This window comes from Streptomyces longispororuber (genome assembly GCF_014656095.1).
Classification (GTDB): domain Bacteria; phylum Actinomycetota; class Actinomycetes; order Streptomycetales; family Streptomycetaceae; genus Streptomyces; species Streptomyces longispororuber.
This window is the reverse complement of the sequence record NZ_BNBT01000033.1, coordinates 34,665-55,867: the sequence shown is the minus strand read 5'-3', so window position 1 is coordinate 55,867 and position 21,203 is coordinate 34,665. Positions and strand designations below refer to the sequence as shown.

Genomic DNA, 21,203 nt, shown 5'->3' with positions numbered 1-21,203 from the left:
CCCCCCCCCCCCACGTCCGCCGCGGAGCGGCGGGACAGGGCAGCGGTGGGAAAGCCGCCAGGCCGGGGCCGCGCAGGCCAGGTCAGGGCCGCACGGGTGGGCGGGTGGGTGGCATCTGCCGCGGAGCGGCGGCGCGGGACGGCGGTGGGGCAGCCGCCTGGTGGGGCCCGGGCGGGCGACGTCGGGGCTGTGCGGGTGGGGGAGGCTCGCGGCGGGGCAGGTGGGGACGGCGGGGCAGCCCCTGGGCCGGGCCCGGGCGGGCGATGCCGGGGTGGCGCGGGTGGGTGGGAGAGATCCGCGGCGGGGCAGGCGGGGCGGCGGGGCAGCCGCCAGGTCGGGGTCGGGCAGGCCAGGCCGGGGGTGTGCGGGTGGGTGGGTGAGGTCCGCGGCGGGGCAGGTGGGGCGGCGGGGCAGCCCTAGGCCGGGGCCGGGCTTGCTCAGCAGGGGCGCTTGCGTAGCTCCATGACGTAGTCGTGGGGCGCCCCCGCCGACTCCGCCGCATCAGCGATCTCCCCCAGGTACCGAGCCGAAGGCAACCCACCCTCGTACCCGTTGAGCACGTACACCCACGCGGGCTCCTCCCCCTCCAGGGTGTGCACCCGCACCCGCATCCGCCGGTAGATGTCGAGCCCGACACCCTCCCACCGGTCCAGGGAGTCCTCGTCCATCGGCGCGACGTCGTACAGCGCGACGAAGACCTGCGAGCGCGGCGCCTCCACGATCGTGGCGAGGGCGCCCTCCCAGCCCATGTGCTCACCGCCGAACGTCAGCCGCCAGCCGTTGAGCCAGCCGGACGCGCGCAGCGGCGAGTGCGGGGCGCGGCGGCTCATCAGCCGCGCGTCGAGATTGCCGGCGTACGCGGCATAGAGCGACATGCCCCCGAGGGTACGACTTTCCGGCGCGGGCGCCCCACCGGGTGGACCCCGCGGAGGACCGCCCCGGTGCGGCAGGGCGCGCGGCAGCGGCGCGCACCGCGTACGCGCCGGGCCCCCGCACTCCCGGGAGGCTCGGACCCCCCGGGGGCACGGGGTGCCCGGCGGTGCGGGACAATGGAGTACGTGACTCGGATCGTGATCATTGGCGGCGGACCCGGCGGTTATGAGGCGGCCCTGGTGGCCGCCCAGCTCGGCGCGGAGGTGACCGTCGTCGACTGCGACGGCCTGGGCGGGGCGTCGGTGCTCACCGACTGCGTCCCGTCGAAGACCCTGATCGCCACGGCCGAGGTCATGACGACCTTCGACTCCTCGTACGAGGAGCTGGGGATCATCGTCGAGGACGACACCCCCCACATCGACCAGGCCGCCCGCGTCGTGGGCGTGGACCTCGGCAAGGTCAACCGGCGCGTGAAGCGGCTCGCGCTGGCCCAGTCGCACGACATCACCGCCTCGGTGACGCGGGCCGGCGCCCGGGTCGTGCGCGGCCGCGGCCGCCTGGAGGGCCAGCAGGCCATGGACGGCTCGCGCACCGTCGTGGTGCGCGCCGCCGACGGCAGCGAGGAGCGGCTCACCGCCGACGCCGTGCTCATCGCCACCGGCGGCCACCCGCGCGAGCTGCCCGACGCCCAGCCCGACGGCGAGCGCATCCTCAACTGGACGCAGGTGTACGACCTCGACGAGCTGCCCGAGGAGCTCATCGTGGTGGGCTCCGGCGTGACCGGCGCCGAGTTCGCCGGCGCCTACCAGGCCCTCGGCTCGCGCGTCACGCTGGTGTCGTCGCGCGACCGCGTGCTGCCGGGCGAGGACCCGGACGCCGCGGCCGTCCTGGAGGACGTCTTCCGCCGCCGCGGCATGAACGTGATGGGCCGCTCCCGCGCCGCCTCCGCCAAGCGCGTCGGGGACCGCGTCGAGGTCACGCTGGCCGACGGCCGCGTCATCTCCGGCACGCACTGCCTGATGGCCGTCGGCGCCGTCCCGAACAGCAGCGGGATGGGCCTGGAGGAGGCCGGGGTCAAGCTGAAGGACTCCGGGCACATCTGGACCGACCGCGTCTCGCGCACGTCCGCCCCCGGCGTGTACGCCGCCGGCGACGTCACCGGCATCTTCGCGCTCGCCTCGGTCGCCGCCATGCAGGGCCGCATCGCGATGTACCACTTCCTGGGCGACGCGGTCACGCCGCTCAACCTGAAGACCGTCTCGTCGAACGTCTTCACGGACCCCGAGATCGCCACCGTCGGCTACTCCCAGGCCGACGTCGACGCGGGCAAGATCGACGCCCGGGTCGTGAAGCTGCCGCTGCTGCGCAACGCGCGCGCCAAGATGCAGGGCATCCGCGACGGCTTCGTGAAGATCTTCTGCCGCCCCGGCACCGGCATCGTGGTCGGCGGCGTCGTCGTCGCGCCGCGCGCCTCGGAACTCATCCACCCGATCTCGATCGCGGTCGACAACAATCTCACGGTGGAGCAGATCGCCAACGCCTTCACCGTGTACCCCTCGCTTTCGGGGTCGATCGCCGAGGTGGCCCGCCAGTTGCACACCCGCAAGGTGACCGGCGAGGCCTGACCCGGGAGCCCGTACCGCCGGGCGACGGCCGCCGGAAGTGATCCCTCCGGCGGCCGGATCCGTCACGGCGCAGGTCACAGCCTGTTGCGGCGCATGCGTCCGGCATAGGCGCCGCGAGTACCCCTATACCACTCCCACCCCTGTCGTGCGTACAACTTCTGTAATTCGGCGCAAACTGCTGAAAGCAGACGGTCGTTGGGGTTACTGTCAGTTTCGTGTTCGCTGCAGAACGTCGCCAATTGATCCTCGAAATGGTGCGGGCCAACGGAGCGGTGTCGCTCCGTGAGCTCGCCCGCGTCGTCCAGACCTCCGAAGTGACCGTACGGCGGGACGTGCGCGCGCTGGAGGCAGAAGGACTCCTCGACCGCCGGCATGGCGGTGCGGTATTGCCGGGCGGATTCACGCGGGAGTCCGGCTTTCCGCAGAAATCACATCTCGCGTCCGCCGAGAAGACGGCCATCGCCGACCTCGCGGCGGGTCTCGTCGACGAGGGCGAGGCCATCGTCGTCGGGGCGGGTACGACCACGCAGGAGCTGGCCCGCCGGCTCGCGCGGGTACCCGGCCTGACCGTGGTCACCAACTCCCTGCTGGTGGCCCAGGCCCTCGCCCACGCCAACAGAGTGGAGGTCGTCATGACCGGCGGCACTCTGCGCGGTTCTAACTACGCGCTGGTGGGCAGCGGCGCCGAGCAGTCCCTCCAGGGGCTCCGGGTCTCGCGCGCCTTCCTCTCCGGCAGTGGTCTGACCGCCGAGCGCGGTCTCTCCACGTCCAACATGCTGTCCGCGAGCGTGGACCGGGCGCTCGTGCAGGCCGCGGCGGAGGTCGTGGTCCTCGCCGACCACACCAAGCTCGGCACGGACACGATGTTCCAGACCGTGCCGACGGACGTCATCACCCGGCTCGTCACCGACGAGCCGCCCGCGCACGACGACCGCGCGGCCACGGAGCTGCAGGCCCTGGCGGACCAGGGCGTGCAGATCACCGTGGCCGGCGGAGCGGCGGGCCCCGGCCAGGCCCCCGGAGTTGACTCCGTCCCCACGGGCCGCCAGCCCCGCCGGGACGTGCCGCTGCCCGGCCAGCGACGGGGGCACGGGGGCCAGGCGCCGCAGTTGCGCAGCGCGACGGTCCTGGGTGAACAGCAGCCCGGGGAGCGGGCGGCGCGGGTGGCGGACCTGCGCCGCCGGTAGCCTCCGGCGGGGCGGGGCGGCTCCTCGGCGCCCCGCGCCTCCGGGCGGTCCGGCGGTGCTCAGGCGGAGTGCTCGGCCCTGAGGCCCCGGAGCGTCAGGGTGAGGAGGCGGTCGGCCAGCTCCGGGTCGTGCGGGGACTCCTCGGCGGCCAGCGCGATCGCGTTGGTGAGCTGGAGCAGGTCCTCGATGGCCACGCCCGGGCGGACCGCGCCCGCGGCCTGCGCGCGGCCCAGCAGGGCCGCGCCCGCCTCCCGCATGGGCCGGCTGCACCGCCCCAGCGGGGTGGTGTCGTCCCGCGACACCGACATCAGGGCCCGCGCGAGCCCCCGGTACTCGCTCGCGTGCGTGACGAGGGCCCGGAGCCAGGCCACCAGGGCCGCGCACGGCTGCGGGGCGTCGAGCAGTTCCCGCGAGCGGGCGAGCAGGTCGCTGACCGCGTCCTCGAACACGGCGCTCATCAGGGCGTGCCGGTTCGGGAAGTGGCGGTAGAGCGTGCCGATGCCCACGCCCGCGCGGCGGGCCACGTCTTCGAGGGAGGTGTCCGTGCCGTGCTCCGCGAAGGCGGAGCGGGCCTCTTTCAGGAGGCGTTGGCGGTTGCGCTGGGCGTCGGCGCGCATACGTCCTCCTCAGTTGCCGGGGGGCTTGCCGTTTTGTGCCCGCCCGCCCGCCCCTTCATCGCGCTTCGCGCTCGTCCTCAAACGCCGGACGGGCTGAATCTCTCCCGCACGTCCGTTGCCTGTATCGCGCTTCGCGCTTGTCCTCAAGCGCCGGACGGGCTGATTGTCTTCTGCACGTCCGTTGCCTGTATCGCGCTTCGCGCTTGTCCTCAAGCGCCGGACGGGCTGATTGTCTTCTGCACGTCCGTTGCCTGTATCGCGCTTCGCGCTTGTCCTCAAGCGCCGGACGGGCTGATTCTCCTCCGCGCGTCCGTTGCCTTCGTCGCCGCTGCGCGGCTTGTCCTCTAGCGCCGGACGGGCTGGTGGTGTCTCGCTCGTCCGTCCTTCGCCGCCGGTGGGCGGCTTGTCTTGCACGCCGGACGGGCCGGTGGTGCCGGGTCCGTCCGTGTCCCCGTGCGCGTCCGTGTGCGCGAACGCGTCGGCCGGGTGGGCCGGAGGGCCCGCGTGGGGACGGGGTGAGACTAGCGCGTCCGACGGGGTGACGTCCCCGCCCGCCCGGCCCCGGTAGGGGCGGGCGGGCGGGGGGACATCCGTCGCGGAGCGGCGGATCACGGTCGGACGGCGACGGCGCCGCACCGGGCGGGGCACCGAGGCCCGGAGGGCCGAGCAGGGAACGGCTCAGGGCGCCCACGCCAGGGGAGGTCAGTCCTTGATCTCGCAGATCGGCGCGCCCGACGTGAGGCTCGCGCCCACCTCGGCCTGCAGGCCCTTGATCGTGCCGGAGCGGTGGGCGTTGAGGGGCTGCTCCATCTTCATGGCCTCCAGGACCACGACGAGGTCACCCTCCTTGACCTCCTGGCCCTCCTCGACCGCGACCTTGACGATCGTGCCCTGCATGGGCGACGCGAGGGTGTCACCGGACGCCGCGGGGCCCGACTTCTTCGCCGCGCGGCGCTTCGGCTTGGCACCGGCCGCGAGGCCCGTACGGGCCAGCGACATGCCCAGCGAGGAGGGGAGGGAGACCTCAAGGCGCTTGCCGCCGACCTCGACGACGACCGTCTCGCGGCCCGGCTCCTCGTCCGACTCCGCGTCCGCGGGCGCGGCGAACGGCGGGATGTCGTTGACGAACTCGGTCTCGATCCAGCGGGTGTGGACCGTGAACGGGTCGGTGGAGCCGGTCAGTTCGGGCGCGAACGCCGGGTCGGTGACCGCCTTGCGGTGGAACGGGATGGCCGTGGCCATGCCCTCGACGGTGAACTCCTCCAGGGCCCGCGCGGCCCGCTGGAGCGCCTGCGCGCGGGTCGCGCCGGTCACGACCAGCTTGGCGAGGAGCGAGTCCCACGCCGGGCCGATGACCGAGCCGGACTCGACGCCCGCGTCCAGGCGGACGCCCGGGCCGGACGGCGGCGCGAAGGTGGTGACGGTGCCGGGGGCGGGCAGGAAGTTGCGCCCCGGGTCCTCGCCGTTGATGCGGAACTCGAAGGAGTGGCCGCGCAGTTCCGGGTCGCCGTAGCCGAGCTCCTCGCCGTCGGCGATGCGGAACATCTCGCGGACCAGGTCGATCCCGGAGACCTCCTCGGTGACCGGGTGCTCCACCTGGAGGCGGGTGTTGACCTCCAGGAAGGAGATCGTTCCGTCGAGGCCGACGAGGAACTCGACGGTGCCCGCGCCGACGTAGCCGGCCTCCTTGAGGATGGCCTTGGAGGCGCGGTACAGCTCGGCGTTCTGCTCCTCGGACAGGAACGGCGCCGGGGCCTCCTCGACGAGCTTCTGGTGGCGGCGCTGGAGGGAGCAGTCGCGGGTGGAGACCACGACGACGTTGCCGTGCTTGTCGGCGAGGCACTGGGTCTCGACGTGGCGCGGCTTGTCCAGGTAGCGCTCCACGAAGCACTCGCCGCGGCCGAAGGCGGCGACGGCCTCGCGCACCGCGGAGTCGTACAGCTCGGGGACCTCGTCGAGGGTGCGGGCGACCTTCAGGCCGCGGCCGCCGCCGCCGAACGCCGCCTTGATGGCGATGGGCAGGCCGTGCTCCTCGGCGAACGCGACGACCTCGTCGGCGCCGGAGACCGGGTCCGGGGTGCCCGCGACGAGCGGGGCGCCCGCGCGCTGCGCGATGTGCCGGGCGGCGACCTTGTCACCCAGGTCGCGGATCGCCTGCGGCGGCGGGCCGATCCAGATCAGGCCCGCGTCCAGGACGGCCTGGGCGAACTCGGCGTTCTCCGACAGGAAGCCGTAGCCCGGGTGGACGGCGTCCGCGCCGGAGTCCTTGGCGGCGGCGAGCACCTTGCCCATGTCGAGATAGCTGGTCGCGGGAGTGTCACCACCAAGGGCGAACGCTTCGTCTGCGGCCCGCACATGCAGCGCGTCCCGGTCGGGGTCCGCGTAGACGGCGACGCTCGCGATCCCGGCATCCCGGCACGCCCGGGCGACCCGGACAGCGATTTCGCCACGGTTGGCGATGAGCACCTTGCGCACGATGGCTCCCTCCTTGAAACAAGCCGAGTTTAGGGACTGCCGACACGAGCTTTCGACCCGTCCCCATTGGTGAGCTTGCCCACACGGAGCGTGATCCGAGGCTCGCTCGATCCCCGAAATCCCTTGTCGCACCGTGGTACGCAGGGTCCCACCTGGGCAGGGTAGTCCCCCGGTGTGGCCAAGGTCTCTGTGCGGCCGCGCTGCGCGGCACCGGGTTTCTTTGTGGAGTCCCTACGAATGGCCCAATGATTCTTTGCCTGCGCCACAGCCCTTGTCCCCCGGTTTACCCATTAGTAGCGTGCCGGTCCTCCCGCAGGTACTACCGGTAACAGCTCCGGGTGGAGAGCGGCTGGAGCGCCGTGGCCGCGGGCTGGTGGCACGGGAGTCCGGTGGGCGGGATCAGCGCTGCCACAAGTCCGTGATCGCGACGTCCAGTTCGGCGAGCAGGCGGCGCAGCAGCGGCAGCGACAGGCCGATGACGTTGCCGTGGTCGCCGTCGATGCCGTCGACGAACGGGGCCGAGCGGCCGTCGAGGGTGAAAGCGCCCGCCACGCGGAGGGGTTCGCCGGTCGCGACGTACGCCGCGATCTCCGCGTCGGAGGGGGTGCCGAAGCGCACCACCGTCGAGGCCGTCGCGGACGTGTGCCGGCCGGTGGCGGTGTCGTACACGCAGTGGCCGGTCTGCAGGACGCCCGCGCGGCCGCGCATGGACTTCCAGCGGGCGGTGGCCTCCTCGGCGTCGGCGGGCTTGCCGAGGGCCTGGCCGTCCAGCTCCAGGACCGAGTCGCAGCCGACGACCAGGGCGCCCTTGGCGTCCGGCCGGGCGGCGACCACGGAGGCCTTCGCCTCGGCCAGGGCTCGGGCAAGGTCGGCGGGGGTGGGGGCCGAGACCGCGTCCTCGTCGACGCCGCTGACGATCACCTCGGGGGCGAGGCCAGCCTGGCGCAGCAGGCCGAGGCGGGCGGGGGACTGGGAGGCGAGGACGAGGCGGCGGGGCTGATCACTCATGGGGGCCAGGGTAGCCGCGGGCGTGGACCCTCGCGGGCGCCAGGACGCCCCGGTCAGACCACGCCCAGGATCAGCATCGCCAGCAGCATGGCGGCGGCCAGGAGGACGCCCGCGCGGCGCATCTTGGCCTGCATGTCCCGCATGTCCTGGGGCGGGTCGTTCTCCGGGTCGGACCACAGCATGGCTCCGATGGTGCGCGCCGGGCCGGGGCGGCGCCTGAGTACGCGTACGCAGGTTCCGCCCCGGCGGGCCGGGCGGGTCAGCGGGGCCAGTACGTGCGGCCCCACGCCGCGGGGCCCGGCGCGGGCAGTCGCTCGCGCGCGACGCGGGCCGGGTCCGACCAGGCGGGCGGGGTGCGGGGCGCGCCGGACGGCGCCTACACGGCCGCCGCGGCGCGCGCCTGGACCACCGCCAGGGCGGCGGCCAGCTCCTCGGGGGTCGGGTTGCCCCGTACGACCTTGATCACGAAGGGACTCCTCGGGGATCGGGACACGACGACAGTGACGACGTGACGGCAGCGACGACGCGACGGCCAACGACGGCAGCGACGACGCGACGGCACGACGGCAATCACGGCGCGACGGCACGACGGCAATCACGGCGCGACGGCACGACGGCAGTGACGACGCGACGGCACGACGACGTGACGGCGTGTGCGGCCGGGCTACAGCGGGATGTTGCCGTGCTTCTTCGGAGGCAGTGATTCCCGCTTCGTGCGGAGCTGACGCAGGCCGCGCACGAGGTGCGAGCGCGTCTCGGACGGCATGATCACGGCGTCCACGTAGCCGCGCTCGGCGGCCGTGTACGGGTTCAGGAGCGTGTCCTCGTACTCCTGGATCAGGCGCGCCCGGGTCTCCTCCTGGGCGGCCTCGTCCCCGGCGGCGGCGATGGTGCGGCGGTGCAGGATGTTGACCGCGCCCTGGGCGCCCATCACCGCGATCTGCGCGGTCGGCCAGGCCAGGTTGAGGTCGGCGCCCAGGTGCTTGGAGCCCATCACGTCGTACGCGCCGCCGAAGGCCTTGCGGGTGATCACCGTGATCAGCGGGACCGTCGCCTCCGCGTACGCGTAGATCAGCTTGGCGCCGCGGCGGATGATGCCCTCGTGCTCCTGGCCGACGCCCGGCAGGAAGCCCGGCACGTCCACGAAGGTGACCACGGGCACGTTGAAGGCGTCGCAGGTGCGCACGAAGCGCGCGGCCTTCTCGCTCGCGTCGATGTCGAGGCAGCCCGCGAACTGCATCGGCTGGTTGGCGACGATGCCCACCGGGTGGCCCTCGACCCGGCCGAAGCCGGTGAGGATGTTCGGCGCGAACAGCGGCTGCGTCTCGAAGAACTCGGCGTCGTCCAGGACGTGCTCGATGACCGTGTGCATGTCGTACGGCTGGTTGGCGCTGTCCGGCACCAGCGTGTCCAGCTCGCGGTCCTCGTCGGTGAGCTCCAGGTCCGCCTCCTCGGGGAAGGCCGGGGGCTCGCTGAGGTTGTTCGACGGCAGGTACGACAGGAGGGACTTGACGTACTCGATGGCGTCCTTCTCGTCGCCCGCCATGTGGTGCGCGACCCCGGACGTCGCGTTGTGCGTCCGGGCGCCGCCCAGCTCCTCGAAGCCGACGTCCTCACCGGTGACGGTCTTGATGACGTCCGGTCCTGTGATGAACATGTGCGAGGTCCGGTCGACCATCACCGTGAAGTCCGTGATGGCGGGGGAGTACACCGCGCCGCCCGCGCACGGGCCGACGACCAGGGAGATCTGCGGGACCACGCCGGAGGCGAGGGTGTTGCGGCGGAAGATCTCGCCGTACATGCCGAGGGCCATGACGCCCTCCTGGATGCGGGCGCCGCCGGAGTCGTTGATGCCGATGACCGGACAGCCCGTCTTCAGGGCGAAGTCCATGACCTTCACGATCTTCTGCCCGAAGACCTCGCCGAGGGCACCGCCGAAGACGGTGAAGTCCTGCGAGAACACGGCGACCGGGCGGCCGTCGACCGTGCCGTAGCCGGTGACCACGCCGTCCCCGTACGGACGGTTGGCGTCCAGGCCGAAGTTGGTGGAGCGGTGCCGGGCGAACTCGTCGAGCTCGACGAACGAGCCCTCGTCGAGCAGCAGGTCGATCCGCTCGCGCGCCGTCAGCTTGCCCTTGGCGTGCTGCTTCTCGACCGCGCGCGCGGAGCCCGCGTGCTTCGCCTCCTCGATGCGGCGCCGGAGGTCGGCCAGCTTCCCGGCGGTGGTGTGGATGTCGGTCCCGGGGGCGCCGGGACCGGTGGGCCCGGTGGGTGCCGGGGACTCCTGGGGCTGCGCGGTGGGCTGGTGGGGCTCGTGAGGCTCGGACATCGGGACGCGGCTCCCTGCCTGCTCAAAAGGGGACGGTGACGCCCAGGGGGTGTCCGGCGGGCCGCCGCGGCGGCGCGGGCCCCGGCCCGCTCACCGCGCGGCCGGAACGCCCTGGCTGCGGTGCCACGAGGCCGTTCCGGCGGCCGGCGAGCGCACGCGCCGGACGCCGCGCCCCGCCCTGCGCCGACCCGTCGGACACCCCCCGTGGCGCTGGCTACTGACTCGTAGCGTATCGGCGTGGATACGCCTGTGCAGTGCGGCGTTTACCACACCTAGGGTGGCTTGCATGACGCCCTCCCATGCCTCAGACGACGCACAGCACCCCGGGACCGCGGCGGGTCGCTGGAGCGACCTGGACCGCCCGCCCCTGAACGCCGCCGCGCTGCGCCGCGCGCTGGTCCGCGACGGCGGGCTCTACCGCTCCCTGGACGTCGTGCAGTCCACCGGCTCCACCAACAGCGACCTGGCCGGCCGCGCCGACGCGCTGCCCGAGGGGGCCGTGCTCGTCGCCGAGGCGCAGAGCGCGGCGCGCGGGCGCCTCGACCGCCGGTGGAGCGCGCCCGCGCGCTCGGGCCTGTTCTTCTCCGTCCTCCTCAAGCCCGCGGAGGTGCCCGTCGAGCGCTGGGGCTGGCTGCCGCTGCTCACCGGTGTCGCCGTGGCCACCGGCCTGTCCCGCGCCGCGGGCGTCGACACCGCCCTCAAGTGGCCCAACGACCTGCTGGTCACCGTCGACGGCGAGGAGCGCAAGGCGGGCGGCATCCTCGCCGAGCGCGCGGGCGCGGACGGCGTCGTCGTCGGCATCGGCGTCAACGTCACCCTGCGCGCCGACGAGCTCCCCGTGCCGCACGCGGGCTCCCTCGCCCTCGCGGGCGCCCAGGGCACCGACCGGGACCCGCTCCTGCGGGCCGTGCTGCGCTCGCTGGAGCAGTGGTACGGCGACTGGCGCGCGGCCGGCGGCGACCCGGCGGCCTGCGGGCTCCAGGAGACGTACGCGGCCGGGTGCGCGACGCTGGGGCGCCAGGTGCGGGCCGAACTGCCCGGGGGGCGCGCGGTGAGCGGCGAGGCGGTGGCCGTCGACGGGGACGGGCGGCTCGTCCTGGCCACGGCGGAGGGGGTGCGGGAGCCGGTGGCGGCGGGGGACGTCGTCCACGTGCGGGGCACTGGCTGACGGCCCTGCCGCAGGGCCGCGGCTCCTGGGCCCCGCTGCATCGGCCTTGGGGCCTTGTCCTCAAGCGCCGGACGGGCTGGTTCGTCTCGGCTTCTCGCCGTCGTCGCGGTAGGGGCTGGGGGGCGTACCGGCCCTCGGGGCGGGGCGGTCCCTGGCTCTCGGGCCCCGCTGCATCGGCCTTCGGCCTCGTCCGCAAGCGCCGGACGGGCTGATTCCGTCCGCTTGCCGCTGTCGCCGGAGTGCGGGCCGCGGCAGGGCCGTACCGTCCCCCTGGGCGGCGCCGACGTGAGCTGCGGCACACCTGCCGTAAAGTTGGCGCCGGTCGATATCTGACCGTGGCAGATCGGAAGGGCAGCAGGCGTGACCGTCGACGACACCGGCTCCGGCCAGGGCGCACAGCCCGCCCCCGACGGTGAGCCCCGCCCGGCGGGGCCGTCGGCCGCCGGGGCGGCGGCGTCCGAGAAGCCGGACGACCCTTACCGGCCGGCGGGCCCGGACGACCCAGGCGGCCCGGACGGCACAGGCACCCCGGACGGATCGGACGCCCCGGACGCCGAGGGCGGCCCGGCCGCCGAGGGCGTCCCGGGGCCGGCCCCGGCCGGAGAGGACGGCGCAGGCGGCTCCCCGAGCGGCGAGGCCCGCCCCGGCCCTCCGGACGGTCCCGGCCCCGTGCGCCGCCCCGGTGCCGAGGAGCGCCCGAGCGGTGCGGACCGCCAGAGCGCCGCAGGCCGCCCCGGCGCCGCAGACGGCCAGAGCGCTGCGGACCGCCCGCCCCGCAAGGACCCCGCGCTCGCGGAGGCCCTCGACCGGACGGCGAACCCCGTCGACTCCCACGTCGACCCCCAGCTCGCCGGGGACTCCCGGCGCCCCGGCCGGTACGACAACCGCGACCAGGCCGACCACGCCGCCGACCACGTCCACCACGTCGACCACCTCGGCCGGGGCGGCGGGGGCGACGGCGACGACGCGGACGACGACAAGGACCCCCTGGCCCTGCGCCTGGAGCAGCTCATCCTCGGTGCCGACCGGCGCTACACCCCCTTCCAGGCGGCCCGCAGCGCGGGCGTCTCCATGGAGCTGGCGTCCCGCTTCTGGCGGGCCATGGGCTTCCCCGACATCGGCCAGGCCAAGGCCCTCACCGAGGCCGACGTGCTGGCGCTGCGCCGCCTCGCGGGCCTGGTCGAGGCGGGGCTGCTCAGCGAGGCCATGGCGGTGCAGGTGGCGCGGTCGACGGGGCAGACCACGGCCCGGCTCGCCGAGTGGCAGATCGACTCGTTCCTCGAAGGGCTCACCGAGCCGCCCGAGCCGGGGATGACCCGTACCGAGGTGACGTACCCCCTCGTCGAGCTGCTCCTGCCCGAGCTGGAGGAGTTCCTCGTCTACGTCTGGCGCCGCCAGCTCGCCGCCGCCACCGGCCGGGTCGTGCAGGCCGCCGACGACGAGGAGATGGTCGACCGGCGGCTCGCCGTCGGCTTCGCGGACCTGGTCGGCTTCACGCGGCTGACCCGCCGCATGGAGGAGGAGGAACTCGGCGAGCTGGTCGAGGCCTTCGAGACCACCGCCGCCGACCTCGTCGCCGCGCACGGCGGACGGCTCATCAAGACCCTCGGCGACGAGGTGCTCTTCGCCGCCGACGACGCCGGGACCGCCGCGGAGATCGCGCTGCGGCTGATCGAGACCATGGCCAACGACGAGACCATGCCCGAGCTGCGCGTCGGCATCGCCTTCGGCACGGTCACCACGCGCATGGGCGACGTCTTCGGCACCACGGTGAACCTGGCGTCGCGCCTCACTTCGATAGCGCCCCGGGACGCCGTGCTCGTCGACGGGGCGCTCGCCGAGGAGCTCACCCGGACCGGGGACGCTCCCGCCTCCGAGACGGAGGCCGCGGCGCTCGCCGAGCGCGCCGAGAAGGAGGGCGAGGAGCCGCCCTCGTACCGCTTCGCGCTCCAGCCCATGTGGCAGCGGCCGGTCCGCGGCCTCGGCGTCGTCGAGCCCTGGCTGCTCACGCGCCGCGGCTGACACCGCGTCCGGTACGGGCGTCCGTCCGCTCAGCCGGTACGGCTGTCCGTCCGCCCGCCCGGCCCGGGGCTCCGGTACGGGTACCCAGGGCGCGCCCGGGCTGACATGATCGCGGGGTAACGGTCGTTAACCGGGAGTCTGGAGGGGTCATGGGCGAGCAGCGGTTCGGGGAGTTCGTGGGGGTGCGCCGGCACGGTCACGTGGCGGAGCTCGCGCTGGACCGGCCCAAGGCCATGAACGCCGTGTCCAGCGGCATGGCCCGGTCCATCGCCGAGGCCTGCGACGCGCTCGCCGCGGACCGGGACGTACGGGTGGTCGTGCTCACCTCGACGCACGAGCGCGCCTTCTGCGTCGGCGCCGACCTCAAGGAGCGGAACTCCCTCACGGACGCGGAGCTGGTGCGCCAGCGCCCCGTCGCGCGCGCCGCGTACACCGGCGTCCTGGAGCTGCCGATGCCGACCATCGCCGCGGTGCACGGCTACGCCCTCGGCGGTGGCTTCGAGCTCGCGCTGTCCTGCGACGTCATCGTGGCCGACGCGACGGCCGTGGTCGGGCTGCCCGAGGTGTCCGTGGGCGTGATCCCCGGCGGGGGCGGCACCCAGCTCCTGCCCCGGCGCGTCGGCGCGGCCCGCGCCGCCGAGCTGATCTTCTCGGCGCGCCGGGTGGAGGCCGCGGAGGCGCGCGATCTCGGCCTGGTCGACCTGGTCGCGGGCGAGGGCGAGGACCGCGACGAGGCCCTCGCGCTCGCCGCGCGCATGGCGGCCAACTCGCCCGTCGGGCTGCGCGCCGCCAAGCGCGCCCTGCGCCTCGGCCACGGGCTCGACCTGCGTACCGGCCTGGAGGTGGAGGACGCGGCGTGGCGCTCGGTGGCCTTCTCCGGGGACCGGGCCGAGGGCGTGGCGGCCTTCAACGAGAAGCGCAAGCCGGAGTGGCCCGGGGAGTAGGGCCCGCCTGCCCGCCCCCCTGCCCGCCGGGCCTTCCTGAACCTCGGCCTCCATTTGCTCAAGAAGTATGAAATGTCCGTAACCTGTTCCAATGGGACAGGACGCTCGGCTGCGCGCTGTCGTGGCGCTCGCGCAGGGGATGGCCGCCGCGCACAGCCCGCGCGGGTCCTGGCGGGCGGCCGCCCAGGGGGCCCGGCAGGGGCTCGCCGGGAGCTTCGCCGCGCTGTCCGTGTGGGAGCGGGAGCGCGGGCGCCTGCGCGTGCTCGCGAACGTGGGGGAGCGGGCGCCGGGGGAGGAGGAGTTCCCCCGGGACGAGGCCTATCCCGTCCACGAGTTCCCGGAGATCACCGAGTTCCTGCACGAGCGCTGGTCGGGCGGCGTCGAACCGTACGCCTGGGTGGAGACGGCCGAGGGCCACGGCGGCGACGGGCGCGCGGGCTACTGCCACCAGCGGGTGGCCGCGCTGCGCCGGCGCGGGCGCGGCTGCTGCGTGGTGGCGCCGGTGGTGCTGCGCGGGCGGGCCTGGGGCGAGCTGTACGTGGCGCGGCCGGTGGGCGCGCCGGTCTTCGACCGGGCCGACGCGGACTTCGCCACGGTCCTCGCGTCCGTGGTCGCCGCCGGGGTCGCCCAGACCGAGCGCCTGGAGGAGGCGCGCCGCCTCGCCTTCACCGACTCCCTGACCGGGCTCGCCAACCGGCGCGCGGTCGACGTACGGCTGGACGAGGCCGTGGAGCGGCACCGCAGGGAGGGCGTCGTCGTCAGCCTCGTGGTCTGCGACGTGAACGGCCTCAAGCAGGTCAACGACCAGCTCGGGCACGCGGTCGGCGACCGGCTCCTGGAGCGGTTCGGCTCGCTGCTTTCGCTGTGCGGCGCGATGCTGCCGGGCGCCCTCGCGGCGCGGCTGGGCGGCGACGAGTTCTGCCTGCTTTCGGTCGGCCCGCCGTCGGACGTGGTGGTCCGGGTCGCCGAGGAACTGTGCGCGCGGGCGGCCCGGTTGGAGCTGGGCGACGGGGTCGCCTGCGGGGTCGCCTCCACGGGGGACCGGATCGGCCCGGTCCGCTCCGCGCGGCGGCTGTTCCGGCTCGCGGACGCGGCGCAGTACCGCGCGAAGGCCGCGCGGGCGGTGGCGCCGGTGGTGGCGGGCCGCGAGGGCGCGGACGACCCGGTGGTCCGCCTCGCGGACTCCCCGCCCCCGCCGGGGCCGGGGGAACGGCGCCGCTTCCGTCGTTGACCGGGGCGGGACGGAAGTTCCAGTCCGTCCGGCGTTTGAGGACAAGGCGCGGAGCGCCGGGGAGCCGCCCGGCGGGGACCGACCAGTGACACGGGTCGATTCAGTGCGTACGCTCCTGAATATGGATATGCAGACTGTGGTCGTAGGGACGTCCGGTACCAGCGCACAGGACGTCGTCGCCGTCGCCCGGCACGACGCACGCGTCGAGCTCGGCGACGACGCCGTCGTCGCCCTGACGGCGGCGCGCGAGATCGTCGACGCCCTCGCCGCCAAACCCGACCCGGTGTACGGCGTCTCGACCGGCTTCGGCGCCCTCGCGACCCGGCACATCGGCCACGACCTGCGCGCGCAGCTCCAGCGGAACATCGTCCGCTCGCACGCCGCGGGCATGGGCCCCCGCGTCGAGCGCGAGGTGGTCCGCGCGCTGATGTTCCTGCGCCTGAAGACGGTCTGCTCGGGCCACACCGGGGTGCGCCCGCAGGTCGCGCAGACCATGGCCGACGTGCTGAACGCGGGCATCACCCCGGTCGTCCACGAGTACGGCTCCCTCGGCTGCTCCGGCGACCTCGCGCCGCTCAGCCACTGCGCCCTGACCCTCATGGGCGAGGGCGAGGCCGAGGGCCCCGACGGCACCGTCAGGCCCGCCGCCGAGCTGCTCGCCGAGCACGGCATCACCCCGGTCGAGCTGCGCGAGAAGGAGGGCCTCGCGCTGCTCAACGGCACCGACGGCATGCTGGGCATGCTGGTGCTGGCCCTCGCCGACCTGGACGTGCTCTACAAGTCCGCCGACGTCACCGCCGCCCTCAGCCTGGAGGCCCTGCTCGGCACCGACAAGGTCCTCGCCCCCGAGCTGCACGCCGTCCGCCCGCACCCGGGCCAGGCGGCCGCCGCCGCCAACATGCTGGCCGTGCTCGCCGGTTCCGGCCTCACCGGCCACCACCAGGACGACGCGCCGCGCGTGCAGGACGCGTACTCGGTACGGTGCGCGCCGCAGGTCGCGGGCGCCGGGCGGGACACGCTCGCGCACGCCAGGACGGTCGCCGAGCGGGAGCTGGCCGCCGCCGTCGACAACCCGGTCGTGCTGCCCGACGGCCGCGTGGAGTCCAACGGCAACTTCCACGGCGCGCCCGTGGCGTACGTCCTGGACTTCCTCGCCGTCGCCGCCGCCGACCTCGGCTCCATCGCCGAGCGCCGCACCGACCGGCTCCTGGACAAGAACCGCTCGCACGGCCTGCCGCCGTTCCTCGCCGACGACCCGGGCGTCGACTCCGGCCTGATGATCGCCCAGTACACGCAGGCCGCCCTGGTCAGCGAGATGAAGCGGCTCGCCGTGCCGGCCTCCGCCGACTCCATCCCGTCCTCCGCGATGCAGGAGGACCACGTCTCCATGGGCTGGTCCGCGGCCCGCAAGCTGCGTACGGCCGTCGGCAACCTCGCCCGGATCATCGCCGTCGAACTGTACGCGGCCACGCGCGCGGTCGAGCTGCGCGCCCAGGACCCGGCGCTCACCCCGGCGCCCGCGAGCCGTGCCGTCATCGAGGCGGTCCGCAAGGCGGGCGTCCAGGGCCCCGGCCCGGACCGCTTCCTGGCGCCGGACCTGGCGGCGGCCGAGGCGTTCGTCCGCGAGGGGCGGCTCGTCGCGGCCGTGGAGCCGGTCACGGGCCCGCTGGCCTGAGCACCGGCCCTTCGGTCCCTCGGTCCCTCGGCCCGGTCACGGCTCCGGCACCGGCTCCGGTTCACCCGGGGCCGGGCCCCCGCCCGCCGACCGGCCGTCGCCGGGGCCGTCGTCGGGGCCCTCCTCCGGGCCCTCCTCCGGGCCGTCGTCGGGGAAGTCCTCCCGGATCTCCTTCGGCCCGAACGGCCACACCTTCTCCCGGCGTGCCCACACCAGGAACGCCACGCACCCGAGCGCGACCCAGGCCAGCGACCACTCGATGGGGTGGCGGCCCGGGGAGTTCTCGTTCGCGTACCCGTAGATGACGAGCCAGCCGACGAGCGCGACGAGGCTGGGCAGCGGGTACAGCCACATGCGGTACGGGCGCCGCAGCGCGGGCCTGCGGCGGCGCAGCACCGTCAGCGCGAGGATCTGCGCCAGGGCCTGGACCAGGACCATCACCGCGGTCAGGAGCTGGATCAGGGTCGCCAGGTCGGTGTGGCGGCCGAGCAGGAAGCCCGCGGACGTCACCACGCCCATCGTCGCGAGCCCGAGCACCGGGAAGCGGTGCCGCGGGTGCAGCCGCGCGTACGGGCGGAAGAAGACGCGGTCGCGGGCCGCGTCGTAGGGGACGCGGGAGCCGCCGAGCAGGCCCGCGAAGACGGACGCGAACGCGGTGACCAGGATGAGCACGGTCACGGTGTCCGCGGCGCCCTTGCCCCAGGTCTCCTCCAGGACCGCCGACGCCACGGACGTCGAGGCCACGTCGTCCGGGTCCGTCATGCGGTGCCAGTCGATCACGCCGAGCGTGCCGATCTGGAGCAGCAGGTAGATCGTCATGATGCCGAGGATCGAGAAGACGATCGCGCGGGGCAGGGTGCGCCCGGGGTCCTTGACCTCCGCCCCCAGGTACGCGGCGGTGTTGTAGCCGAGGTAGTCGTAGATGCCGATGGTCAGGCCGCCCGCGAAGCCGATCCAGAAGTGGTGGCCCGTCACCGCGAAGGCGCCCGCCGGGTACGTGAACGCCATGTCCGCGTCGAAGTGCGTGAGCGAGGCGACGACGACGCACCCGACGGAGGCGACCATCACGACCCACATCACGGCCGTGATCCGCGCGATGTGCTCGATGCCGCGCCACAGCAGCGCGACCACGAGCGCGATGACGCCGAGGCCGATCAGGTCGCCGGTGGTCTGCCCCATGCCGGGCGCCAGGTACCCCAGGTACTGCACGAACCCGACGATGCCCGTGGACATCCCGACGGGGATGAACAGCATCGCCGTCCACACGAACAGGAACGGCATCAGGCGCCCCGTGCGGTACTGGAACGCCTGCCGCAGATACACGTAACTGCCGCCCGAGCCCGGCATGGCCGCGCTCAGCTCCGCCCACACCAGTCCGTCGCAGAGCGCGAGCAGCGCCCCCGCGACGAACCCGATGACGGCCTGCGGCCCCCCGAACGCGGCCACCATCAGCGGAATCGTCACGAACGGCCCGATGCCGCACATCTGGCTCATGTTCAGGGCAGTGGCCTGGAACGGCCCGATACGCCGCACGAATCCGCGCCCGTCGGACGGGGTCGAGTGTTCGGTGGACCCTGCACTCATCCGCTCATGGTCGCCCGGACGCCGGGGGAGCGCCAGAGTCCCGCGCGTCTGCTGGGGAGTTGGGCGGGCGGGCTGACGACAACTCGGACTGGAACGAGCGTTCTATCCAGAGCGGGAGCAGGTGCGGGGGGGGGGGGGGGGGGCCCGGCCGGGCGACCCCCCCCCCCCCCCCCCCCCCCCCCCCCCCCCCACGTCAGGGCGAACCGCCGCGAGAAACCCGCCGCGTGAAGTACATCGGCCGCACCAGCCAGAACTCCTCCCCCAACGCACCCTCGGGCCCATCGCTGTGGGCCGGGTACCGCCCCGTGACCGCCGCTGCCACCGCCATACCGTCCCGCGGCAGCCTCTCGCGGGCATCAACCCAGGTCACGTGAGCTGTTCACCGCCGCCCACCGGCAGACTGCTGCCGCAGCGCACCGAGAAGGGCCTGGAACTGGTCAACCCCGGTGGTGAGGATGACACCGGGATCGTCGCTTTCCCGGAGGTGAACCCTCCCGTCGGAAGTGGCCGCCACGCAGAGACAGTTGTTGGCGTTGCCGCTGAAGGATGACTTCTGCCAGATGTGGCGGTGCATGGTTCCCTCTCAGGTGTCTCGTGTCAGGCCGCGCATCAGGTCGCGTGAGGCAGCGGGCGAGAGGCTGGCGCTTTCTAGGCGGCTCAGCAAGGACCTGTACGCGGCCAGCTCCGGCTCCGAGTCCAGGAATTCGGAGCCATGATGCGTGTCCAGCAGCACGGTGTCGAGTTGCGGAACAGGCCCCATGACGTAGTCCACGGACTGGCCGGAGCCGGGGAAGGAGGCCTGACCGAAGGGGATCACGCGGAAGGTGACGTTGGGGAGTTCGCTCATCTCCAGGAGGTGACGCAACTGGGCTCGGGTGACCGTGGGCCCGCCGAATCCGATGCGGAGTGCTGTCTCGTGAACGATTGCCGTATAGGACGGTGGTGAGTCCTGGTGGAGGACCCCCTGTCGCTTGATGCGGTGGCTGAGGCGGTGCTCCACCTCGTACTGCCGCAGGGGCGGCACGACTTCCTGGAACAGCGCACGTGCGTAATCCGTCGTCTGCAGCAGCGCGGGGATGTGGGTGACCAGCGCGACGCGCAGCCCGCTTGCGTGATGCTCCAGTTCTGCCACGTCGTTGAGTCCGGCAGGCAGCGGAAGGCCCTGATACTCGTCCCACCAGCCGCGTGTGCGGCCGCCGGTCATCGCGGCCAAGGCGTCGACGAGCGCTTCGTCCGCGCAGTCGTAGCTGCGGGCGAACGAACGGACGCGGTCGGCGCTGACGGGGTAACGGCCTGCTTCGATGCTGCTGATCTGCGCCTGGTTGACGCCCAGCAGGGCGGCCGCGGCGGTGGCCGTCAGTCCTGCCTGCTGGCGCAGCTTGCGCAATTCACTGCCCAGGCGCCGCTGCCGCAGCGTGGGGCTGGTGCTGGGCGGCACGTGTGCTCTCTTCCCTTGGTGGCTCTCACGTCACTCACACGAGGTAAATGTGAAGGGTATTGCCGGTTCGGTAACAAGTATCACAGCGGCTCCCCTACGGTGGGGATATCCCTCAACTGGCCGCGCGGGCAAGCCTGAAGAGCGCCCAGCGGCACGCCCCTCTCACCCAGGAGCCGACGATGGCCACCGTATCCCCGACCGAACCCCCGACGTCCGCCCCGGCGTGGTCGTACACCCTCCATCTGCCCCGCGACCCCCGGTCGCCCCGCGTCGCCCGGGGCACGCTGCGCTCCGTGCTGGTCGCGCACGACCTGCCCGCCGTCCTGGACACCGCGGAGCTGCTCACCTCCGAGCTGGTCACCAACGCCTACCGGCACAGCGCGGGCAGCTTCCTGCTGCGGGTGGCGGAGGTGGGCGGAGGGCGGCGGCTGCGGGTCGGGGTGTGGGACACCGACCCGTACCTTCCGGCGCCCTTCGACGCGGGGCCGCGTACGCCGGACGCCGAGGCCGACGGCGGGCGGGGCCTCTTCCTCGTCTGTCACTACGCGTACGCGTGGGGCGGGCACCCCGTGGGCGACGGCAAGCTGCTGTGGTTCGAGCTGACGGCCCGGCCCTCCGGCGGCGGGTGGGCGGTGGCGGCGTAGGCCCCGGGCCCGGTACCGCGCGGCCCTAGCGGAGCGCCACGCGCTCGCGTCTCACCCCGTACGCGAGGAACCCCGCTCCCAGCCCCAGGGACGCCGTGCCCCCGACCACGTACGGCGTGGTGTCGACGCCACCCGAGTCGGCGAGGCGGTCCTCACGGTCGGCGGCCTGCGTCGCGGCGGCGTGGCGCTGCTCCGGCGACGGGGCCGCCTTCGCGGAGGGGACGAACCACAGGGCGCTCAGCAGGGCCCCGGCTGTGGCTGCGGTGAACAGGGTGCGACGTGCGGTCACGGGATGCGGATCCCCCTTGTGGTGCGGGCGAATTGGCCGCTTGGGCGATGCCAATGGGGCGATGCTAATGAAAGGCGCGGGTCGCGCGGAAGTC

Annotated in this window: 19 protein-coding genes and 1 pseudogene; 8 read left to right on the top strand and 12 right to left on the bottom strand. The window is 74.0% G+C overall.

Going from position 1 to position 21,203, the window contains the following annotated elements:
* Nucleotides 1-437 precede the first annotated feature (437 nt).
* Complete coding sequence (locus tag IE330_RS13655; RefSeq protein ID WP_190136234.1) at nucleotides 438-875, bottom strand: gamma-glutamylcyclotransferase family protein; 438 nt, start codon at nucleotides 873-875, stop codon at nucleotides 438-440.
* 174 nt (nucleotides 876-1,049) lie between these two features.
* Between IE330_RS13655 and IE330_RS13650 the strand changes: the two genes are divergently transcribed.
* Together IE330_RS13650 and IE330_RS13645 are read left to right on the top strand one after the other, a co-directional pair.
* Nucleotides 1,050-2,498, top strand: coding sequence for an NAD(P)H-quinone dehydrogenase (locus IE330_RS13650; protein WP_190136233.1), 1,449 nt, complete (start codon nucleotides 1,050-1,052; stop codon nucleotides 2,496-2,498).
* Between the two features lie 215 nt (nucleotides 2,499-2,713).
* Nucleotides 2,714-3,685, top strand: a complete 972-nt coding sequence (locus tag IE330_RS13645; protein WP_190136232.1) for a DeoR/GlpR family DNA-binding transcription regulator — start codon at nucleotides 2,714-2,716, stop codon at nucleotides 3,683-3,685.
* 59 nt (nucleotides 3,686-3,744) lie between these two features.
* On the opposite strand, the gene IE330_RS13640 is transcribed toward IE330_RS13645, so the two are convergent.
* The 6 genes and pseudogenes from IE330_RS13640 to IE330_RS13620 form a co-directional block, all read right to left on the bottom strand.
* Nucleotides 3,745-4,302, bottom strand: a complete 558-nt coding sequence (locus IE330_RS13640) for a TetR/AcrR family transcriptional regulator (protein WP_190136231.1) — start codon at nucleotides 4,300-4,302, stop codon at nucleotides 3,745-3,747.
* Nucleotides 4,303-5,004: 702 nt separating this feature from the next.
* Entirely contained in the window at nucleotides 5,005-6,777 is a 1,773-nt protein-coding gene (locus tag IE330_RS13635; RefSeq protein ID WP_190136230.1) for an acetyl/propionyl/methylcrotonyl-CoA carboxylase subunit alpha, read from the bottom strand.
* A gap of 399 nt (nucleotides 6,778-7,176) precedes the next feature.
* Nucleotides 7,177-7,785, bottom strand: coding sequence for a Maf family protein (locus tag IE330_RS13630; RefSeq protein WP_190136229.1), 609 nt, complete (start codon nucleotides 7,783-7,785; stop codon nucleotides 7,177-7,179).
* A gap of 53 nt (nucleotides 7,786-7,838) precedes the next feature.
* Nucleotides 7,839-7,967 (bottom strand): morphogenic membrane protein MmpB, encoded by a 129-nt coding sequence (gene mmpB / locus IE330_RS39660; protein WP_268257287.1) that lies wholly within the window; start codon nucleotides 7,965-7,967, stop codon nucleotides 7,839-7,841.
* 77 nt (nucleotides 7,968-8,044) lie between these two features.
* A pseudogene (locus tag IE330_RS13625) lies at nucleotides 8,045-8,251 on the bottom strand (acyl-CoA carboxylase epsilon subunit).
* A gap of 198 nt (nucleotides 8,252-8,449) precedes the next feature.
* Complete coding sequence (locus tag IE330_RS13620; protein ID WP_229925622.1) at nucleotides 8,450-10,114, bottom strand: acyl-CoA carboxylase subunit beta; 1,665 nt, start codon at nucleotides 10,112-10,114, stop codon at nucleotides 8,450-8,452.
* 286 nt (nucleotides 10,115-10,400) lie between these two features.
* On the opposite strand from IE330_RS13620, the gene IE330_RS13615 reads away from it, so the two are divergent.
* The 5 genes from IE330_RS13615 (at nucleotide 10,401) to hutH (ending at nucleotide 17,154) form a co-directional block, all read left to right on the top strand.
* On the top strand, nucleotides 10,401-11,282 hold the full coding sequence (locus IE330_RS13615; protein ID WP_190136228.1) for a biotin--[acetyl-CoA-carboxylase] ligase: 882 nt from the start codon (nucleotides 10,401-10,403) through the stop codon (nucleotides 11,280-11,282).
* A gap of 669 nt (nucleotides 11,283-11,951) precedes the next feature.
* Nucleotides 11,952-13,304, top strand: coding sequence for an adenylate/guanylate cyclase domain-containing protein (locus IE330_RS13610; protein ID WP_229925623.1), 1,353 nt, complete (start codon nucleotides 11,952-11,954; stop codon nucleotides 13,302-13,304).
* Between the two features lie 149 nt (nucleotides 13,305-13,453).
* Nucleotides 13,454-14,248 (top strand): enoyl-CoA hydratase/isomerase family protein, encoded by a 795-nt coding sequence (locus IE330_RS13605; RefSeq protein WP_190136227.1) that lies wholly within the window; start codon nucleotides 13,454-13,456, stop codon nucleotides 14,246-14,248.
* Nucleotides 14,249-14,339: 91 nt separating this feature from the next.
* A complete protein-coding gene (locus tag IE330_RS13600; protein ID WP_190136226.1) occupies nucleotides 14,340-15,479 on the top strand; it encodes a GGDEF domain-containing protein in 1,140 nt (379 codons plus the stop codon).
* Nucleotides 15,480-15,606: 127 nt separating this feature from the next.
* Nucleotides 15,607-17,154, top strand: a complete 1,548-nt coding sequence (gene hutH, locus IE330_RS13595; RefSeq protein WP_190136243.1) for a histidine ammonia-lyase — start codon at nucleotides 15,607-15,609, stop codon at nucleotides 17,152-17,154.
* Between the two features lie 36 nt (nucleotides 17,155-17,190).
* Here the strand turns inward: hutH and IE330_RS13590 are convergent, their stop codons facing one another.
* From IE330_RS13590 to IE330_RS13580, 4 genes are all read right to left on the bottom strand, one after another.
* The gene (locus IE330_RS13590) at nucleotides 17,191-18,738 is read right to left on the bottom strand and encodes an APC family permease (protein ID WP_190136225.1); all 1,548 of its coding nucleotides are present in this window, start codon (nucleotides 18,736-18,738) and stop codon (nucleotides 17,191-17,193) included.
* A gap of 193 nt (nucleotides 18,739-18,931) precedes the next feature.
* Nucleotides 18,932-19,108 (bottom strand): AQJ64_40280 family protein, encoded by a 177-nt coding sequence (locus IE330_RS39880; RefSeq protein ID WP_308439003.1) that lies wholly within the window; start codon nucleotides 19,106-19,108, stop codon nucleotides 18,932-18,934.
* 9 nt (nucleotides 19,109-19,117) lie between these two features.
* Nucleotides 19,118-19,312, bottom strand: coding sequence for a DUF397 domain-containing protein (locus IE330_RS13585; RefSeq protein ID WP_190136224.1), 195 nt, complete (start codon nucleotides 19,310-19,312; stop codon nucleotides 19,118-19,120).
* A 9-nt stretch (nucleotides 19,313-19,321) separates the two neighbouring features.
* Nucleotides 19,322-20,176 (bottom strand): DUF5753 domain-containing protein, encoded by an 855-nt coding sequence (locus tag IE330_RS13580; protein WP_190136223.1) that lies wholly within the window; start codon nucleotides 20,174-20,176, stop codon nucleotides 19,322-19,324.
* Nucleotides 20,177-20,355: 179 nt separating this feature from the next.
* Between IE330_RS13580 and IE330_RS13575 the strand changes: the two genes are divergently transcribed.
* A complete protein-coding gene (locus IE330_RS13575) occupies nucleotides 20,356-20,820 on the top strand; it encodes an ATP-binding protein (RefSeq protein WP_190136222.1) in 465 nt (154 codons plus the stop codon).
* A gap of 25 nt (nucleotides 20,821-20,845) precedes the next feature.
* Here the strand turns inward: IE330_RS13575 and IE330_RS13570 are convergent, their stop codons facing one another.
* Entirely contained in the window at nucleotides 20,846-21,109 is a 264-nt protein-coding gene (locus IE330_RS13570) for a hypothetical protein (protein ID WP_190136221.1), read from the bottom strand.
* Nucleotides 21,110-21,203: the final 94 nt, after the last annotated feature.

What these genes read in the sequence shown, in the direction of transcription:
- IE330_RS13655 (WP_190136234.1), bottom strand. Translation starts at nt 875, where the DNA reads ATGTCGCTCTATGCCGCGTACGCCGGCAATCTCGACGCGCGGCTGATG.
- IE330_RS13650 (WP_190136233.1), top strand. Translation starts at nt 1,050, where the DNA reads ATGGAGTACGTGACTCGGATCGTGATCATTGGCGGCGGACCCGGCGGT.
- IE330_RS13640 (WP_190136231.1), bottom strand. Translation starts at nt 4,302, where the DNA reads ATGCGCGCCGACGCCCAGCGCAACCGCCAACGCCTCCTGAAAGAGGCC.
- IE330_RS13630 (WP_190136229.1), bottom strand. Translation starts at nt 7,785, where the DNA reads ATGAGTGATCAGCCCCGCCGCCTCGTCCTCGCCTCCCAGTCCCCCGCC.
- mmpB (WP_268257287.1), bottom strand. Translation starts at nt 7,967, where the DNA reads ATGCTGTGGTCCGACCCGGAGAACGACCCGCCCCAGGACATGCGGGAC.
- IE330_RS13620 (WP_229925622.1), bottom strand. Translation starts at nt 10,114, where the DNA reads ATGTCCGAGCCTCACGAGCCCCACCAGCCCACCGCGCAGCCCCAGGAG.
- IE330_RS13615 (WP_190136228.1), top strand. Translation starts at nt 10,401, where the DNA reads ATGACGCCCTCCCATGCCTCAGACGACGCACAGCACCCCGGGACCGCG.
- IE330_RS13605 (WP_190136227.1), top strand. Translation starts at nt 13,454, where the DNA reads ATGGGCGAGCAGCGGTTCGGGGAGTTCGTGGGGGTGCGCCGGCACGGT.
- IE330_RS13600 (WP_190136226.1), top strand. Translation starts at nt 14,340, where the DNA reads ATGGGACAGGACGCTCGGCTGCGCGCTGTCGTGGCGCTCGCGCAGGGG.
- hutH (WP_190136243.1), top strand. Translation starts at nt 15,607, where the DNA reads ATGCAGACTGTGGTCGTAGGGACGTCCGGTACCAGCGCACAGGACGTC.
- IE330_RS13590 (WP_190136225.1), bottom strand. Translation starts at nt 18,738, where the DNA reads ATGAGTGCAGGGTCCACCGAACACTCGACCCCGTCCGACGGGCGCGGA.
- IE330_RS13585 (WP_190136224.1), bottom strand. Translation starts at nt 19,312, where the DNA reads ATGCACCGCCACATCTGGCAGAAGTCATCCTTCAGCGGCAACGCCAAC.
- IE330_RS13575 (WP_190136222.1), top strand. Translation starts at nt 20,356, where the DNA reads ATGGCCACCGTATCCCCGACCGAACCCCCGACGTCCGCCCCGGCGTGG.